14 protein-coding genes are annotated in these 16,466 nt (G+C 72.2%); 8 read left to right on the forward strand and 6 right to left on the reverse strand.

What is annotated here, in order from left to right; genetic code table 11:
• Positions 1–30: 30 nt before the first annotated feature.
• Both OG978_RS35625 and OG978_RS35630 read right to left on the reverse strand, forming a co-directional pair.
• Positions 31–2,307: a DEAD/DEAH box helicase gene (locus OG978_RS35625; RefSeq protein ID WP_326769176.1), complete on the reverse strand. Its 2,277-nt coding sequence runs from the start codon at positions 2,305–2,307 to the stop codon at positions 31–33.
• 97 nt (positions 2,308–2,404) lie between these two features.
• Positions 2,405–3,187 (reverse strand): IclR family transcriptional regulator, encoded by a 783-nt coding sequence (locus tag OG978_RS35630; protein WP_326770259.1) that lies wholly within the window; start codon positions 3,185–3,187, stop codon positions 2,405–2,407.
• Positions 3,188–3,384: 197 nt separating this feature from the next.
• On the opposite strand from OG978_RS35630, the gene OG978_RS35635 reads away from it, so the two are divergent.
• The 7 genes from OG978_RS35635 to OG978_RS35665 all read left to right on the forward strand — a co-directional run bounded on the left by OG978_RS35635 (position 3,385) and on the right by OG978_RS35665 (position 9,232).
• The gene (locus OG978_RS35635; RefSeq protein ID WP_326769177.1) at positions 3,385–3,495 is read left to right on the forward strand and encodes a putative leader peptide; all 111 of its coding nucleotides are present in this window, start codon (positions 3,385–3,387) and stop codon (positions 3,493–3,495) included.
• Between the two features lie 141 nt (positions 3,496–3,636).
• Positions 3,637–4,662, forward strand: coding sequence for an ABC transporter substrate-binding protein (locus OG978_RS35640; protein ID WP_326769178.1), 1,026 nt, complete (start codon positions 3,637–3,639; stop codon positions 4,660–4,662).
• 14 nt (positions 4,663–4,676) lie between these two features.
• Positions 4,677–5,693: an NrtA/SsuA/CpmA family ABC transporter substrate-binding protein gene (locus tag OG978_RS35645; protein ID WP_326769179.1), complete on the forward strand. Its 1,017-nt coding sequence runs from the start codon at positions 4,677–4,679 to the stop codon at positions 5,691–5,693.
• Entirely contained in the window at positions 5,690–6,520 is an 831-nt protein-coding gene (locus OG978_RS35650) for an ABC transporter permease (protein WP_326769180.1), read from the forward strand. Before OG978_RS35645 ends, OG978_RS35650 begins: the two co-directional genes overlap by 4 nt.
• On the forward strand, positions 6,517–7,266 hold the full coding sequence (locus OG978_RS35655; RefSeq protein ID WP_326769181.1) for an ABC transporter ATP-binding protein: 750 nt from the start codon (positions 6,517–6,519) through the stop codon (positions 7,264–7,266). Before OG978_RS35650 ends, OG978_RS35655 begins: the two co-directional genes overlap by 4 nt.
• The gene (locus OG978_RS35660; RefSeq protein WP_326769182.1) at positions 7,267–8,154 is read left to right on the forward strand and encodes an ABC transporter substrate-binding protein; all 888 of its coding nucleotides are present in this window, start codon (positions 7,267–7,269) and stop codon (positions 8,152–8,154) included. It begins immediately after the preceding gene.
• Positions 8,155–8,158: 4 nt separating this feature from the next.
• Entirely contained in the window at positions 8,159–9,232 is a 1,074-nt protein-coding gene (locus OG978_RS35665; RefSeq protein WP_326769183.1) for an LLM class flavin-dependent oxidoreductase, read from the forward strand.
• A 63-nt stretch (positions 9,233–9,295) separates the two neighbouring features.
• On the opposite strand, the gene OG978_RS35670 is transcribed toward OG978_RS35665, so the two are convergent.
• Positions 9,296–12,409: an alpha-L-rhamnosidase gene (locus OG978_RS35670; RefSeq protein ID WP_326769184.1), complete on the reverse strand. Its 3,114-nt coding sequence runs from the start codon at positions 12,407–12,409 to the stop codon at positions 9,296–9,298.
• A gap of 74 nt (positions 12,410–12,483) precedes the next feature.
• Positions 12,484–13,107, reverse strand: a complete 624-nt coding sequence (locus tag OG978_RS35675) for a hypothetical protein (protein WP_326769185.1) — start codon at positions 13,105–13,107, stop codon at positions 12,484–12,486.
• Between OG978_RS35675 and OG978_RS35680 the strand changes: the two genes are divergently transcribed.
• A complete protein-coding gene (locus OG978_RS35680) occupies positions 13,076–14,218 on the forward strand; it encodes a heparinase II/III domain-containing protein (RefSeq protein ID WP_326769186.1) in 1,143 nt (380 codons plus the stop codon). The two genes, OG978_RS35675 and OG978_RS35680, sit on opposite strands and share 32 nt — an antisense overlap.
• A 62-nt stretch (positions 14,219–14,280) precedes the next feature.
• On the opposite strand, the gene OG978_RS35685 is transcribed toward OG978_RS35680, so the two are convergent.
• Positions 14,281–15,306, reverse strand: coding sequence for a LacI family DNA-binding transcriptional regulator (locus OG978_RS35685; protein ID WP_326769187.1), 1,026 nt, complete (start codon positions 15,304–15,306; stop codon positions 14,281–14,283).
• Between the two features lie 151 nt (positions 15,307–15,457).
• On the reverse strand, positions 15,458–16,324 hold the full coding sequence (locus OG978_RS35690) for a hypothetical protein (RefSeq protein WP_326769188.1): 867 nt from the start codon (positions 16,322–16,324) through the stop codon (positions 15,458–15,460).
• Between the last annotated feature and the right edge of the window lie 142 nt (positions 16,325–16,466).

Genomic DNA, 16,466 nt, shown 5'->3' on the forward strand with positions numbered 1-16,466 from the left:
AAGCCGTCGGGCCCGCACGTCCTGACGGCGTCAGCTCCCCGGCATCTCCCGGGCGGCCCTGTCCGCCTCTTCCACCATGTCCGCCCCGTCCGCCCCGTCCGCCTCGGTCGTCGCGGCCGTTCCGGCTCTTCCGGTCGCGAGGCGCAACTGTTCCTCCTCGACGATGCGCCGGGCCAACGCCCCGTCCGACACATCCACGGCATCCGGCGTCGTCTCGGCGACGTCGCTGCGTCGCGCGTACAGGTCGAACAGCCGCTCCTTGCGGGCCAGGATGTCCAGCATCCGTTCGTCGACGCTGTCGGCCGCGAGGAGCCGGTGCACCTGGACGGTCCGTATCTGACCCATCCGATGGGCGCGGGCCACCGCCTGGTGCTCCATCGTCGGCTTGATCTGCGGTTCGCAGATGATGACGACCGACGCCGACTGCATGTTCAGTCCGACTCCGCCCGCCTGGATCTGGCTGAGCAGAACGGCATGGCCGTCCATGGCACCGAAATCGTCGATCAGCCGCTGGCGGCGGGCGGCCGACAGGCTCCCCGAGAGCGGGCCGAACGCGGGTGATTCCAGGGCCTGTCCGACCGTGTGGAGCACATCGCGGAAGTAGGAGAACACCACGACCTTCAGGCCGTTGTCCGCGGCCTCGGCCACCAGCTCGCGCAGCCGGTTCAGCTTCGCGGACGTGGCGGGCCGGGCATACGCGGCCCGGCGCATCCGCATGAACTGCCCCGCGCTCACCGCCTCGCGGTAGGCATCGAGATCGCCCGCGCTGAACTCCTCCCACTCGTCGACCTGTACCAGCGCCGGGAGTTCGGTCAGCACATCCACCTGGTTGCGCCGCAGATAGGCCGGGGCGACCGCTCTGCGGAAGGCGAGCGAACCGGCGGCGCCATGGGGGGTGTGTATCGAGGGGGCCAGTTCCGGCTGGAGATGACGGACCAGGCTGCGGAACTCCTCGACGCGGTTCTCCATGGGCGTGCCGGTCAGGAACAGCACCCGCTCGGTGTGTTGTGTCCAGCCGGACACGGCCTGGGAGCGGCGGGTGGCGGGGTTCTTGACGTAGTGGGCCTCGTCGACCACCAGCATGCCGGGCCGCAGGCCGCAGTCCGCGGCGGCCGGCAGCGTGTGCAGGGCGTCGAACGTGGTGAGGGCAACCCCTCCGCCGCGATGCCATTCACCAAAGGCCGACTGCCGCTCGGGGCCGTGCACCGGCAGGGTGCGCAGGGTGGAGCGGGCGCGGATCTCGCGCGCCCAGTTGATCAGCACGCTCGCCGGGCAGACCACCAGGAAGTGCGTCTCGCCCCGCGCCGACAGATGCGCGAGCGCGGCGATGGCCTGCACGGTCTTGCCGAGCCCCATCTCGTCACCGAGGATCACCCGCTTCTGCGCGAGCGCGAACCGCGCGCCGAACGACTGGTAGCCGCGCAGCGAGACCCGCAGATGGGCGTCGTCCAGCCGCAGACCGCGCACCCGGTCCGCCATCCCGGACGGCAGGAACCCCTCGGCCGCGTCCCGGTCCGGGCCGGTGCCGGACATCTCGGCGAGCAGGCTGTAGTACTCGGCGGAGCGCAGCTCGAAATCCACCCACGCCGCGACATCCGACTCCGCGTCCCGCAGCAGATCGACCGAGACCTGCCCGAACAGCAGGGGCAGCTCGCGCCCCTCCGCCTCGGCGACGGCGGTCCGCACCTCGGCGACGGCCTCCAGCGCCCGGGAGCGGGCCTCCCGCCCGGTGAACAGCATGCGCAGCCGACCGCGCGCGGGTCCCGCGGCCGCCAGCAGGGGTTCGAGGTGCCCGACGAGCCGGCCCGCCGCATCCACGGCCCGCCGGACGTCGGGACCCGCGTCGACCAGCCGGTGCAGTGCGACGACCAGCGCGGTCATGGCGTCGTCCGGGGCATCGACATCTATCCGGATCGCGACCGTGTCCCGTACCGCGTGGGCGATCTGCCCGGCCGCGGCCAGCACCTGGTCGGCGGTCTGCGCGCCGACCCCGGGGATCTGGCGCAGCTCGTAGCGGTTGGCCTCGTGGACCTGGCCTACGGTGGTGAAACCGGCCTGCTCGACCGCGCCCAGCCGCAGCCTGCCCTCGGTGACGTCCTTGAGCCTGGAGGCCGGGATGGCGGCGAGCTCCCGGCTCACGAGGGAGTCGAGCAGCGGCTTCAGCGCGGTGTGCACGGCCTCGGCGGCGCGGGCGTGATCGGCCCGCACGGCGCGCGCGGTCTCCAGCAGCCCTTCGGCCCGCGCCAGCAGCTCCCGGGCGGCCCTTCCCGTGGGCGTTCCGTCCTCCGTCGCTCCGGCCTGTGTCATGTACGTCCCTCTGTCCGCGCAGCCCGGCTGCCGCCCTGCCCGGCTCCTGCCCCGGACGATTCCTATCGTGCCACGCGGCACCGACAGCCCCGGCGGCTCAGGGCGTGGGCGGCCGGCGCTCAGCCGGGGAGAGCAACAGGACCTCCAGGGCCCGTGCGCAGGAGCGGGCCTGTGCCAGGAACCAGTCGGTGCGCGCGTCCGTGATCACGGACGGCGTGGCCCGGACCGCCAGGGCGAAGCGGGCATGACCGGCGCCGTCCAGGACCGGGACCGCCAGGGTCCGTACCCCGTGGGCCGACTCGCCGTCGTTGAGCGCGTAGGCGTCGGACCGAACCTTCGCCAACTCGGCCTCCAGTGCCGCCGGTTCGACGATCGTACGGTCGGTGAACGCGGGCAGCGGAGGCAGCGAGGACGGCCCGCCCTCGCCCGGCCGGGCCCAGGCCAGCAGGACCTTGCCGAGCGCGGTGGAGTGCAGCGGTCTGCGCAGCCCCACCTTCGGCGTGACCGAACCGCCCGCGACGATCACCGCATGGGGGCCGCTGCGCAGCGCCAGGTCGGCCGTGGCGCCGGTGCGCTCGGCGAGATCGGTCAGCTCGGGGGCGGCCAGATGCAGGCCCCGCTGGTGGTACGAGAGCCTGCCGAGCTCGGTCACGGCGGGTCCCAGCCGGTAGCGGGACGTACGGGCGTCCTGCTCCAGGAAGCCCGCGCCGAGCAGCGTGCGGGCCAGGCGGTGTGCCGTGGAGGCGGAGAGTCCCAGGCGGCGGGCGAGGTCGGAGGCGCTGAGGTCGGGGCCGTTGTCGTGGAAACAGTGCAGTACGTCCAGGGCGCGCTGTACCGCCTGCGCTCCACCGGGAGTACGCACTGCCGCGGCCTCGGTCATATCGGTCCACTCTCCGCTCGTGAGGGGTTTGCAGGGCATGTGGTTGCCACATTACGGGAGTTGAGAAGTGTGGACTCCAGGTTCGGAAACACTCCGTTCATACTCAATCCCACATGATGGGAAGCGAGTTGTGGGCCGGTTCGAGTCCGTGGCAGTCTGCAGCACGTCAGCACCGATGAGCAGAAGGGAGCAGTGCCATGGCCGGTCGCCGCATCGCGACTCCAGACCATGCCGCTCCGGTCCTGCTCGCCCTGACGCTGCGCCGTCACATCGACCTGGCGCGGGTCTCCAGCGCCGCCTGTCGCTGACCGCTTCCTCTTCCCCTTCGCGTTTCCCTTTCCTCTCCGCCGCGTTCCGGCGCGGCCGGGGCCTTCGGCCGTACCCGGTGTCCGCATCCCGGCGTACGCGCCGCGACACCCTCCGCTTCGCCGACCCCTCGGGAAGACCCCATGACGCACGCCGTCCTGCCCAGAACCCTCTGGTTCACCCGCTGTCCCGTCCCCACCGCGACCGGCATCGCCGCCGACCGCCGGTGGCTCACCGAAGAGTTCGCCCCCGACGGCATCACGGTGCGGTCCCTCCAGGACGCCGCACCCGGTGCCGACCGGGCCGCCCACTTCACCCACGCCCTGCCGGGCCTGTTCCGCGAGGGCGGCAACGTGCCCGCCCTGTGGGCCCGTTCGCGCGGGGAGCGGACCCGGCTGATCGGTCTCACCTGGATCGAGGAACGGCAGGCGGTGCTCGTCGGTCCCGGCTCCGGAATCCGGGGCGTCGAGGCCCTGCGCGGGCTGCGGCTCGCCGTTCCCTTGCACGACATCGCCATCGACTTCTGGCGGGCCATGGCCCTGCGCGGCTTCGAGGGCGCGCTCGCCGCCGCCGGACTCGCGCTGGACGATGCCACGCTCGTCGACGTACCCGCCGCCGAACACCGGGGCCAGTGGGCCGCCGAGCTGGCGGCGCTGCGGCGCGGTGACGTCGACGCGGTGTACGTGAAGGGTGCGCCGGCCGTCGAGGCCGCCCGGCGGGCCGGTGCGGAGGTCGCCGTCGAACTCGACGAGCTGGCCGACCGCCGCTTCCGCGTCAACAACGGCACCCCGCGCCCCATCACCGTCCACCGGGAGCTCCTCGAGGACCACCCCGGCCTCGTCGACCGCTTCCTCGCCGTCCTGCTCAGGGCCGCCGACTGGGCCACCGAACAGCCCGCCGAGGTCGCCCGGATCCTCGGCGCCGAGACCGGCGCGGGCGCCGACTCAGTCGCCGGGGCCTACCGGCCGGGCACCCATCTGGCCCTCCACCCCGACCTCTCCCCGGACCGCCTGGCCCTGCTCGCCGAGCAGGAGGCCGGGCTGCGCGCCCACGGCTTCCTGCCCGAACCCGTCGACATCGCGGCCTGGGCCGACCCCGAACCGCTGCGCCGCGCCACCGCACTGGCCGCCTCCCGTCCCGCCCACCGCGCTTCTGCCCCTGAGTTGTGAGGACCCCCGACACCATGAACCTTCCCCGACCACTGCGCACGGCCGCCGCCCCCGCGCTCCTCATGGCCACCGCACTCCTCGCCCTCACCGCCTGCGGACCGTCCGAGGCCGACAGCGGCGGTTCCGGTGCCAAGGGCACGGTGGACATCCGCATCCCCGACCCCGGCAACTCCGGTGTACTCGCCCTCGGCAAGAAGGACGGCAGCCTCGACAAGGCGCTCGCCAAGGCCGGCGCCAAGGTGCGCTGGACCGGCAGCGCGGGCCCCTTCGCCCCGGCCGCCCAGGCGATGAACGCCGACCAGCTCGACATCGCCACCGGCTCCATCACCTCCGGCATCACCTCGCTCGCCCAGCGCCCCGGCTTCAAGTTCTTCACCGCGGTCGACCCGGACGCGGTCGGCGAGGGCATCCTCGTCAAGAACGGTTCCGGCATCGGATCGGTCAAGGACCTGGTCGGCAAGAAGGTCGCCGTCAACCAGGGCGGCACCGGCGAGTACCTGCTGTTGAAGGCACTCGCCAAGGCCGGCATCCCGGCCGACAAGGTCAAGCGGGTCTATCTGCGGCCCGACCAGACAGCCGCCGTCTTCAATGCGGGCAAGGTCGACGCCTGGGCCGTCTGGGCGACGTACGCCGTTGCCGAGATCGGCAGCGGCAAGGCGCACTTCGTCGCCGACGGCGCCGCGATCGGCTCCGACAACTACAGCCTCAACGCCGTGCGCACCGGCTTCGCCGAGCAGCACCCCGGAATCGTCAAGGCGCTCTACCAGTACCTCCACGACGCCAGCGCCAAGGAGAAGCAGAACCCGGCCGCGTACCTCAACGTCTTCACGGACGTCGGACCGACCGCCGTCACCGGCAGGGCGAAGGAGGTCCAGACCGAATTCACCCGCAAGGGCGGCACGGTCGACCCCATCGGAGCCGAGGACATCAAACGCTTCGAGGACGTCGCCGGCTTCTACGCCGAGCAGAAGGTCACCACGGACAAGGTCGACGTCGCCGCCCACCTCCTCGACATCGAGAAGCTGAAATGAGCGACACCAGCCTGCACCCGGGCCTCGTCCGGCCCCGCCCCCAGCGGCGCAGGGCCCGCAGCCGTACCTACTCCGCCACTGTCCGGACGCTCGGCCCCGTCGCCCTCCTCGTCCTGTGGTGGGCGGCATCCGCCACCGGCGTCCTCACCCCCGACGTACTCGCCTCGCCCGCCGAAGTGCTGCGCGCGGTAGGGGAGTTGTGGGGCAACGGGCAACTGCCCGACGCGCTCACCACCTCCCTCACCCGCTCCGGACTCGGCCTCCTCATCGGACTCGCCGCCGGACTGGTCCTCGGCATCACCACCGGATTCACCCGTCTCGGCGACGAACTCCTCGACTCCTCCATCCAGACCCTGCGCACCATCCCGTTCCTCTCCCTGGTGCCCCTGTTCATGGTCTGGTTCGGGATCAACGAGACCGCGAAGATCCTCCTGATCGCCGTCGCCACCACCTTCCCGATGTACGTGTCCACGTCGAGCGGGGTGCGCAACACCGATCCCAAACTCATCGAGGCCATGCGCAGCTTCGGCATGGGCCGGTTCGCCCTCGTACGCGAAGTCGTCCTTCCGGGAGCCCTGCCGTCCCTGCTCGCCGGGCTGCGGCTCTCCATGACACTCAGCGTCATCGCCCTGATCGCCGCCGAGGAGATCAACGCCACGGCCGGCATCGGCTATCTGATGTCCCAGGCACAGAGCTACGCCCGTACCGACATCCTCGCCGTCTGCATCCTCGTCTACGGGCTGCTCGGCCTCACCGCCGACATCGTCGTACGGCTGCTGGAACGCGTACTGATGCCCTGGCGCACCCCACAGGGAGCCACCCGATGACCGACCGGACTCCTCAACCAGCGGTACGGGTACGCGGACTGCGCCGCGAGTTCGGCGACCGCGCCGTACTCGACGGACTCCGACTCGACATCGCGCGGGGCGAGTTCGTCGCCCTGCTCGGCACGAGCGGAAGCGGCAAGACCACCCTTCTGCGCATCCTGGGCGCACTCGACGGTGCCGACGGGGGAGAGGTCCTCGTCCCCGAGGCCCGCACCGTCGTCTTCCAGGAACCCCGCCTCGTACCGTCGAAGAAGGTCCTCGCCAATGTGACGGTGGCCCTGCCGCGAGGCCGCTCCGAGCAGGGGCTGCGGGCCCTTGCCGAAGTCGGCCTCGAACGGCACGCCGACGCCTGGCCCGCCACCCTCTCCGGCGGCGAGGCACAGCGCGTCGCCCTCGCCCGCGCCCTGGTCCGCGAACCCGAACTGCTCCTGCTCGACGAGCCGTTCGCCGCACTCGACGCCCTGACCCGGCTCCGGATGCAGGACCTGGTGGGGGAGCTGTGCCGCAAGCACCGGCCCGCCGTCCTCCTCGTCACCCACGACGTGGACGAAGCCGTACGGCTCGCCGACCGCGTCGCCGTCCTGCGCGACGGCCGGCTCGTCACCGATGAACCGGTCACCGTCGACCGGCCGCGCGAGCCCGGCGACCCCGCGTTCGCAGCCCTGCGCCGACGGCTCCTCGACGACCTGGAGACGACCCCGCACCCCGCAAAGACCCCTGAACGTACCGAAGTCGGAGTGATCTGAATGACCATCACCATCGGTGTGCACAGCAGCAACCCGTCCCTCTACCACCTGTACCACCTCTCCCGGCTCGGCCTCGCCCAGGAGGAACTGGCCCCGCTCGGCGAGAGCGTCGTCTTCCACCCGTACACCAACGGCGTCCGCACCGGCGAACTCCTCAGCCGGGGCGTCATCGACTTCGGCGGCACCGGCTCCACGCCGCCGGTCACCGCCCAGGCCGCCGGTCACGACATCGTCTACACCGCCGTCTCCGCCCCGCGCCCCGAACACGGCGCGCTCCTCGTCCCCGAGGACAGCCCCGTGCACACGGTCGCCGACCTCAAGGGCGCCGCCGTCCACCTCGCGATCGGCTCCTGGCAGACCCACCTCATCGCCAAGGCGCTCGACGACGCCGGGCTCTCCTACGCCGACGACATCACCGCCGTCCGCGGCGACGACAACAGCGAGGAACTGCTGCGCACCGGCGCCATCGCCGCCTGGGTGGCCCAGGGCGCCCAGCTCGCCGCGGCCCGCCGCACCGGCGGACTGCGCACCCTCGTCCGCACCGGCGACGTCATCACCGACCGCTCCGTCTTCTTCGCCCGCCGCGACCTGGCCGAGAGCCGCCCCGAGGTCATCGAGGCGCTCACCCGCGCCCTCCAGCGCGCCGACGACTGGGCGGCGGCCCACCCCCGCCAGGCGGCCGAGATCGCCGCCGCCGACCTCGGCGGATCCGCCGACGACTGGGAGACCGCGCTGCGCACCCTGCCCTGGAGGATCGAGCCCGTCACCGACGCCTTCATCGCCGAGCAGCAGGAAGCGGCCGACATCTTCCACCGCACCGGCCTCATCGACCGCCCGGTCACCGTCGCCCACGCCCTGGCCGGTGCCGGCGCGGACCAGGCGGCGTGACGACATGGCGACCGAAGTCCTCTGGTACGTCATCCCGCGCGAAGGCGCCTACCCCTGGGAGCCCGAAGGGCGGCGCCCGGTCGACCTCGGCTACCTCGCCCAGCTCGCGGGCACGGTCGAACGCCTCGGCTACAACGGTGCGCTGCTCGCCACCGACCTGTACGACGTCTGGCCGCTCGGCAGCGCGCTGGCCGCCTCCACCAGCACCGCGTTCAAGCCCCTGCTGGCCGTCCACCCCGGTCTGATCTCGCCCACCCTGCTCGCCAAGATGGCCCTCAGCTTCGACAACCTCTTCGGCGGCCGGCTCCGCTTCAACGTCGTCAACGGCTCGACGAAGTCCCTCCAGGAGTACGGACTCCACGTGGAGCACGACGAGAGGTACGAACTCAGCGCCGAGTACTGGTCGATCGTGAAGCGGCTCACGGCCGGTGAGGTCTTCGACCACAAGGGCCGCTTCTACGACCTGAAGAACGCGGGCGCGTCCTTCCAGGAGCTGAGACCGGTCCAGGAATCGCACATCCCGCTCTGGTTCGGCGGCTCGTCCGACCCCGGGATCGAGATGGCGGCCGAGCACGTCGACGTCTTCCTCACCTGGGGCGAACCCCCGCACCTGCTCAAGGAGAAGCTGGACAGGGTCAGGGCGCGGGCCGCCGCGTACGGCCGCACGCTCAGGATCGGGCTTCGCCTCCACCTCATCGTCCGCGACACGGAGGACGAGGCATGGGCGGCGGCCGACCGGCTCCTCGACGTGACGAGCGACGCGACGTACGCCCGGCAGCTCGGCGACCGGGCGGGGGAGGACGGAGTGGGCTGGCAGCGGCAGTTCCGCCAGCACGGCGGCAGGGTCCCCGCGCACGCCCGGGAGCTGGAGGTGCACCCCAACATGTGGCCGGGCATGAGCCTGTTCCGCCCGGGGCCGGGTACGGCCGTCGTCGGCTCGACGGCCCAGGTCGTCGAGCGCCTCAAGGAGTTCGAGGAGCTGGGCGTCGACACCTTCATCCTCTCCGGCAACCCGCTGCTGGAGGAGGCCTACCGGGTGGCGGAGACGGTGCTTCCGGCGCTGGGCGTCACCCGCTGACCGGCCGGGAGGGGCGAGGAGCACCGAAGCGTGCCCCTGCCCCTCCCGTCGACCGGGCGCCGCTCAGCGGGAGAAACGATGCGTGCCGGAGCCGACGGTGAAGACGGCGCAGCCGTCCTCCATCCGCAGGAACCGCGCCGAGCCGTGCGACACGTCCGTCGCGGCGACCGCCGCTATCCACACCTCGGCGGTGGTGTTGACGGGCAGCGAGACCTCCAGCCGGAAGGTGCCCGAGGCTGTGCTCCAGTGGGTTCCGACCGGCCCGTACGGCGAGTCGAAGCGGGCACGCGCCTCGTTCACCCCGCCGCCGGGCCGGGGCCGGACGACCAGGTGCTTGAACCCCGGCCCGCCCGGCGCGATCCCGGCGACATGTGCGTACATCCACTCTCCCACCGAACCGTACGCGTAGTGGTTGAAGGAATTCATGCCGGCGTCCTGGAAGGTGCCGTCCGGACGGGCCGAGTCCCAGCGCTCCCACATCGTCGTCGCGCCCCGCTCGATCTGGTAGCCCCAGCTCGGGAACGTACGACGGTGCAGCAGCCGGTGGGCGACATCGGTGCGGCCGGCCGCGGTGAGCGCGGGGAGCAGGCGGGGGGTGCCGAGGAAACCGGTCGACAGATGCCAGTCCCGGCCCTCGATCAGCTCCACGAGCCGGTCGGCGGCGGCCCTCCGGTCCTCCCCGGCCAGCAGGTCCATGGAGAGCGCGAGCACGTACGCGGTCTGGGAGTCGCCCTTGACCCGGCCGCCCGCGGAGACGTACGCCGCCCGGAACGCGTCCCGCACCCTGCCGAACAGCGCGCGGTACGGCGCCGGGTCCTCGCCCAGCACCTCGGCGGTCCGCGCGACGAGGTCGGCACTGTGGGCGTAGTACGCGGTGCCGATGACGTCCTTGGGCGTCTCGTCGTCGATGTTGAGCCAGTCGCCGTAGCCCTCCGCGGGGCGCAGACAGCCGTCGCTGTGCCGGTCCAGATAATCGAGCCAGCTCAGCATCGAGGACCAGCTCCGCTCCAGGACACGCACATCCCCGTAGGCCCGGTACAGCGCCCACGGCACGGTGACCCCCGCGTCCCCCCAGCCCGCCACCCCTCGGCCCAGCGGGCCCACATGGGGTGCCACGTCGGGGAACGCGCCGTCGTCCGACTGGCTGTCGCGCAGGTCCTGGAGCCACTTGGTGAGGAAGCGCGCCGAATCCATGGCGTACGCGGCCGTCGGGGCGAACACGTTGATGTCGCCGGTCCAGCCGAGGCGTTCGTCGCGGGCGGGAGTATCGGTGGGGACGGACAGGAAATTCCCGCGCAGGCCCCAAGTGATGTTTCTGTGCAGCTGGTTGAGCATCGGTACGTCGGTGTCGAAGTCGAGCGTGAAGGGTGCCGAGGCGTGCATGACGAGACCGGTGACGGCCTCCGGGGACGGGGTGCCGGGATACCCCGTCACCTCCACGTAGCGAAAGCCGTGGAAGGTGAAGCGCGGCTCGTACGTCTCCACGCCGCCGCCCTTCAGGGTGTACCTGTCGGTGGCACGGGCCGAGCGCAGATTCGCCGTGTACGGCGTGCCGTCGGGGTTCAGCGCCTCGGCGTGGCGCAGCCGCACGGTCGTGCCGGCCGGGCCGGAGACCGTGAGGCGGACGGCCCCGACCATGTTCTGCCCGAGGTCGAAGACGAAGACGCCGGGCCGGGGCTCGGTCACCTCTCGCGCTGTCAGCTCCCGCACGACCTCCACGGGGCTGTCGAGCTGGGCGACCGGCTCGGCGCCGACGCCGTCGACGGGGGCCGCCGGGAGCCAGCCGGAGTCGTCGAAACCGGGCTCTGTCCAGCCCTCGGCCTCCCGGCGGGCGTCGTACTCCTCGCCCGCCATCAGGTCCGCGTCCGTGATCGGTCCCCCGGCGGCCCGCCAGCCGGGGGCGGACACGATGTGATCCGTCGATCCGTCCTCGTAGGTGACCTCCAACTGGGCGAGGAGCGCGGGCTGTTCGCCGTACTGGTGCGGGCCGAACCAGGCGATGTTGCCCGCGTACCAGCCGGACGCGAGGTTCACCGCCAGCGCGTTGGGGCCCGGGCGCACCTGGTCGGTGACATCGTGCGTCCGGTACTGCACCCGCCGGGCGTAGTCGGTCCAGCCGGGTGCGAGCCGGTCCCGCCCGACCTGGCGGCCGTTGAGGTGTGCCTCGTACAGCCCCAGGGCGGTGGCGTAGAGCCTGGCCCGCGCCACCGGGCGTTCGGCGAGGCGGAATTCGTGGCGGAGCTGGGTCACGGGGGCGTGGGCGGGAGGGGTGGAGGTCCAGGGTCCGGAGCCCCAGGGAGCCAGGGCGGTGGCGGCGGCCCAGGATCCGTCGTCGTACCCGGGGGAGTGCCAGTCGCCGGACGGCTCCCGGTCGGTGGCCTTCCAGGTGCCGTCGGTGGGGACCAGCCGCACACCGTCCGCCGTCGTCAGCTCCAGGACGCCGACCACACCCGCGGTGCCGTCCGCCGGGGGATGCGCGGCGATCGCGACGACGTTGGCGCCGGGCCTCAGCCGCTCCGCGACCTCGACGACGCGCGGTGAACGTCCGGTGACCACGGGGGCGTCGGTGTCGGTGTGGTCGGTCTCGAAGCCGTTGACGTACACGGTGCAGCCACCGTCCGACGCCACCACCAGACGGGCACCCGGGACGGCTGCCGGTTCCGGTACCTCGACGACGGCGCGGAACCAGCGGGCCCCCGAGGCGTCACCGCCCGCCGGACCGTTCCCCGGCAGCCAGATCCGGAAGGACTCGTCCAGCTTCGGTGCCGCGGTGAGCGCGGCGGGCGCGCCGATCCACTGCGCGGACCACTGCGAGGGTTCGTACAGACCGGTCTCCCACCAGGACGGCTCGCTCCACTCGGAAGCACGGCCGGCCGCGTCCCAGGCGCGCACCGCCCAGAAGTAGCGGGTACGCGGCCTCGGTCCGGGGCCGTCGTAGGGGACCAGCACCGAAGCGTCGGAGGCGACCGTGCCGCTGTCCCAGACGTCGGGGGCGGTGAGCAGGGCGGGATCGGTGGCGACCCTGATCCGGTAGGCGGTCTGGGCCTGGCCGGGCTCGTCGGACTCCAGACGCCAGCTCAGGCGCGGGCGGGGCTCGTCGAGACCGAGCGGGTTCCGCTCGTACTCGGTGGTCGGGTGCGTGATCCGCAGGGCGGGTGCGGAGGGGGTGGCGGGCATGGCGGATGTCCTCGTCTCGGTGAGCTGGCTGAGGCTGTCGGGTGCGGACCTGCGGCTGACGGACAGGGCGGCGGCTACCGGCAGTCGAAGCGCAGGCCGACCTCCGCCGACAGGTGCACCGCGTCGATCAGGGCGGCGCCGGTGGTGTCCTCGTGGCTGTCGAGGAGGATCCCTTCGGCGTCCGCGGTCCCGGTGGCCGTCGACCGCGGCTCGACGCGCAGTTGCACGCCCGCGCCGGCCAGCGCGTCCCGGAAGCGGCCGAGCTTCACTCGCCAGGGGCGGCCGTGGTGGTAGTCGTCGCCGATGAGGGTGCCGGTGGCGGCGTCGAACATCCGGCACAGGTCGCCCGTGTAGGCGATGTCCGCCCACAAGGAGGCCAGCTCGTCGACGGACACGCCGGGCGTACGCAGCAGCCAGCGGGCCGGGGAGATCCTCTCCACGACGAGTGCCTCCGGGGAGAGCGGCGTACGGGGCGCCGCCGCCGTGTACCGGGTGAACGGTCCGTCCCGCTCCACGCGCACCGTCGGGCCGGCCGTTTCCACCCTGTCCGGCGCGTTCAGCACCGACCAGGTGAACGGCGCGGGATCCGTGCCGAGAGCGACCCTGCGGCTGACCGTCACCGAGTCGCCGCTCAGCGTCAGGTCGCCGGACGGCGCGGACGCCCTCGTGGAGATCACCGCCCGGATGATCGACGCCATGGACTGCTTCCTGGCCGGGTACGGGGACGACGGCGCCTGCCCCGAGGGACTCAGCTACTGGAACTACGGCTTCGGCTTCTTCGCCATCTACGCGGACGCCCTGCACCGGCGCACGGGCGGGCACATCGACCTGTTCGAGGACCCCACGGGAAAGATCGAGGAGATCGCCCGCTTCCCCCACCGCGTCCATCTCTCCGGCACCGCCATCGCCGCCTTCGCCGACAGCCCGCCGACCCACACCCTCCCGCCAGGTCTCGTAGCCCGGCTGAGCAGGCGCTTTCCAGGCATCGGCATGCTTCCGGAGCGCCTGCTGGACACCGAGCCGGTCGACCGGCTGGGCCGCTGGGGACCGGCCCTGCGCGACGTGGTCTGGGCGAATGAACTCCCCGCTCCGGCCCCGGCGTCCGCCGAGCCCGACTGCGGGACCTACTTCCCCGACGCGCAGTGGATGATCGTGCGCACCCGGGCCGATGGACGCGAGGTGGGCTTCGCCGCGAAGGGCGGTCACAACGAGGAGCCCCACAACCACAACGACCTGGGCAGCTTCATCGTGGCCGTGGACGGCGAACCGCTGCTGGCCGAGCTGGGCACGGGCTTCTACAACGGGCAGTACTTCGGCCCCGACCGCTACGACATCCTGTGCACCGGGTCCCAGGGCCACAGCGTCCCCCTGCTGAACGGCACCGTCCAACGGGCCTCCCGGCAGGCCGCGGCCCGGGTGCTGGCAGCCGAACACGCCCCCGGTCACGCCCTGTTCCGGCTCGACATCTCCCGCGCCTACCCCGTCGCCGGACTCACCTCCCTCGTCCGGGAGTTCACCTTCACCGACGGACGGCTCACCCTTCGCGACCGGTTCGATGCCGAGGCCCCGCTCGACATCACCGAGCGGTTCATTTCCTTCGCCCCGATCACGGTGACCTCACCCGGCGAAGTCCTGATCCAGGGCGACACCGCCGCCCTGCGGCTGTACTACGACGCGACCGCATGGCAGGCGCGGGTGAACGACCACCCCCATGTGCGCCACGACGCGACCGGCACCACCGTCCACAGCCTCGACCTGCGGCACACCGGTGCCACCGCGCACTTCGAACTCCAGGCACACCCCGTGTGACCGACCGCCGTGCCCGCGCGGCAGCGGCAGGGGCCGGAGCCCGAAAGCCCCGGCGACTGCCGCTACCGCGTGCCCGGAACCCCGCGACGCAGGGAACTCTCCCTGACGATGAGCTCCGGCTGGATCACGATCGTGCGGACCGGCAGCGGGCCCTCGGCCTCGGCCTGGTCCCGGACCAGATCGACCGCGGTCCGCCCGAAGATGTCGCGGGGCCGCCGTACGGTCGTCAGTGGCACCGTCGTGGTGGCCGCGAACTCCATGTCGTCGAAGCCGACCAGCGCGATGTCGGCGGGGACACGCAGCCCGGTCCGATTCCCGAGGGACTGCATCAGGCCCAGGGCCACGGAATCGTTGGCCGCGACGATGCCGTCCGGCCGCTCGGCCGGACGGCGCGCCGCGATGGTCTCCCCGACGTGCCGCCCCGCCGTCACGATGCGCTCATCGGTGGGAATCACCTCCAGCGTCACGCCGGGATGCTCCCGCACGGCCTTCCGCGCACCGTCGAGCCGCTCACCGATCTGACGGACCGATTCCGGCCCGCCGACGAAGGCGATCGACCTGCACCCCTGCTCGATCAGATGGATCACGGCCCGCCGGGTGCCCAGCGCGTCGTCCACCGCGACCGACGAGAAGCGGTCCGACGGGGCGTAGGTGTCCACCAGCACCGTGGGAATGCTGCGTGCCGCCAGGAGTTCGAGGTCTTCCGGCCGGGTGGTCCCCGACGCGAGGATGAGACCGCGCACCCGCTGCTGCACGAACATGTCGATGTACTGGGACTCCCGCACCGGGTCGCCGTCGCTGCTCGCCAGCACGAGGAAGAGCCCGTTCTCCGCAGCCCGCCGTTCCACCGCGTGCGCGACCTCGCCGAAGAACGGGTTCCTCAGCTCCAGCGCGACGAACGCCAGGGTGTTGCTCCGCCCCGTACGCATCTGCCGCGCCGCCTCGTTGCGGACGTAGCCGAGGTCCTTGATCGCCCGACGCACCCGGTCCGAGGTCGCCGGGGCCACGCGATGAGGCGTGTTCAAGTACTTGGACACCGTTCCCACGGAGACACCCGCCAGCTCGGCGACCTCTCGGATGCTGACCACTGCTGCGTACCTCCCGGGCCGGGCCGCCGCGGCCGGCCAACTCCTGGACGGTGAATCCTTATCCGAACACCTTAGCCCCGGAACGAAGCACCTGGGGGCCACTGCCGGAAGCCCGGAAGCAGGCATCTCCGGGCGGGTTCGGTGATACGTTTCACTCATCGCCGTCGCCGATGTCGAGCACCGACCAGTCCGTCCCGCCGCGCTCACGGACATGGATGCGCGGGCCGCGGCAGACCGTGCTCCGGCCAGCCAGGGCCCGGCCGTCGGGCCGGACCAGCCGTGCGGCCCCCGGTTCCGGCTCGACCGTGCGCTCCGTGATCCGGCCGTACGTCAGTACGTCGTCCAGGTCCAGGAAGGCCACGCGCCCGCCGTCCACCGCGAGGCCGCTGACGCGGCTCACCCGCGTCGTACGGACCCGCACGGAGCCGTCGGCGCGGACCTCGATCAGGGGGTGGTGCATGTACGGACAGGCCCAGGCCGTCGTGCCGTCGACATTGAGGGCGAGGCAGTCCGACATGTCCAGCGGGCCGGGCCCGGGGCTGAACGACCACAGCGGTTCGCCCGTGCTGCTCCAGCGCCGCAGACCGGGGTGGCTCAGCGGGTCGTCGCCGTACACCCCCTCGTCGAAGTAGCCGACCCAGAGGGCGCCCGACGTGTCGGCCAGCAGATGCTCGATCGCGTCCCCCACCCGGAACGTCCAGGACGAACGCCCGAGCGCGTCGAAGACCTGTACATGCTGCTCGTCGGGCTTGCTGCGGGTGTCCGCGAGCACGAAACCGCCGTCGGGCAGGGCGTCGAGCCGGGGCCGGTACAGCCGGACCGCGCTGAGGTGGGTCTCGTACACATCGCCCCGGTCCGCGGTGACGACCAGGGCGTCGTACGGATCGGCCGTCCCCGGGGCGCGTTCGGTGAGCAGCCAGTGTGCGCGGCCGTACGCGTCGACGGTGCTGTGCAGAAGGTGCAGTCGGCCGTATCTGCGCGGCATGCGGGCGCACTCGGTCAGACGGACGGACTTCATGATGCTCCTCGGCGGTGTGCGTGAACGGTCGGCTGCGGACATCCGCAGGACCGGGGGCGCGTTCGCCGGGTGCCGGAGCGGGGGGCGCCTACGCGGCATGAGCCTTTCTGGTGGTCATGGGGAGATCATCCATGGGGCCGGT

The organism is Streptomyces sp. NBC_01591 (assembly GCF_035918155.1).
Lineage (GTDB): Bacteria > Actinomycetota > Actinomycetes > Streptomycetales > Streptomycetaceae > Streptomyces.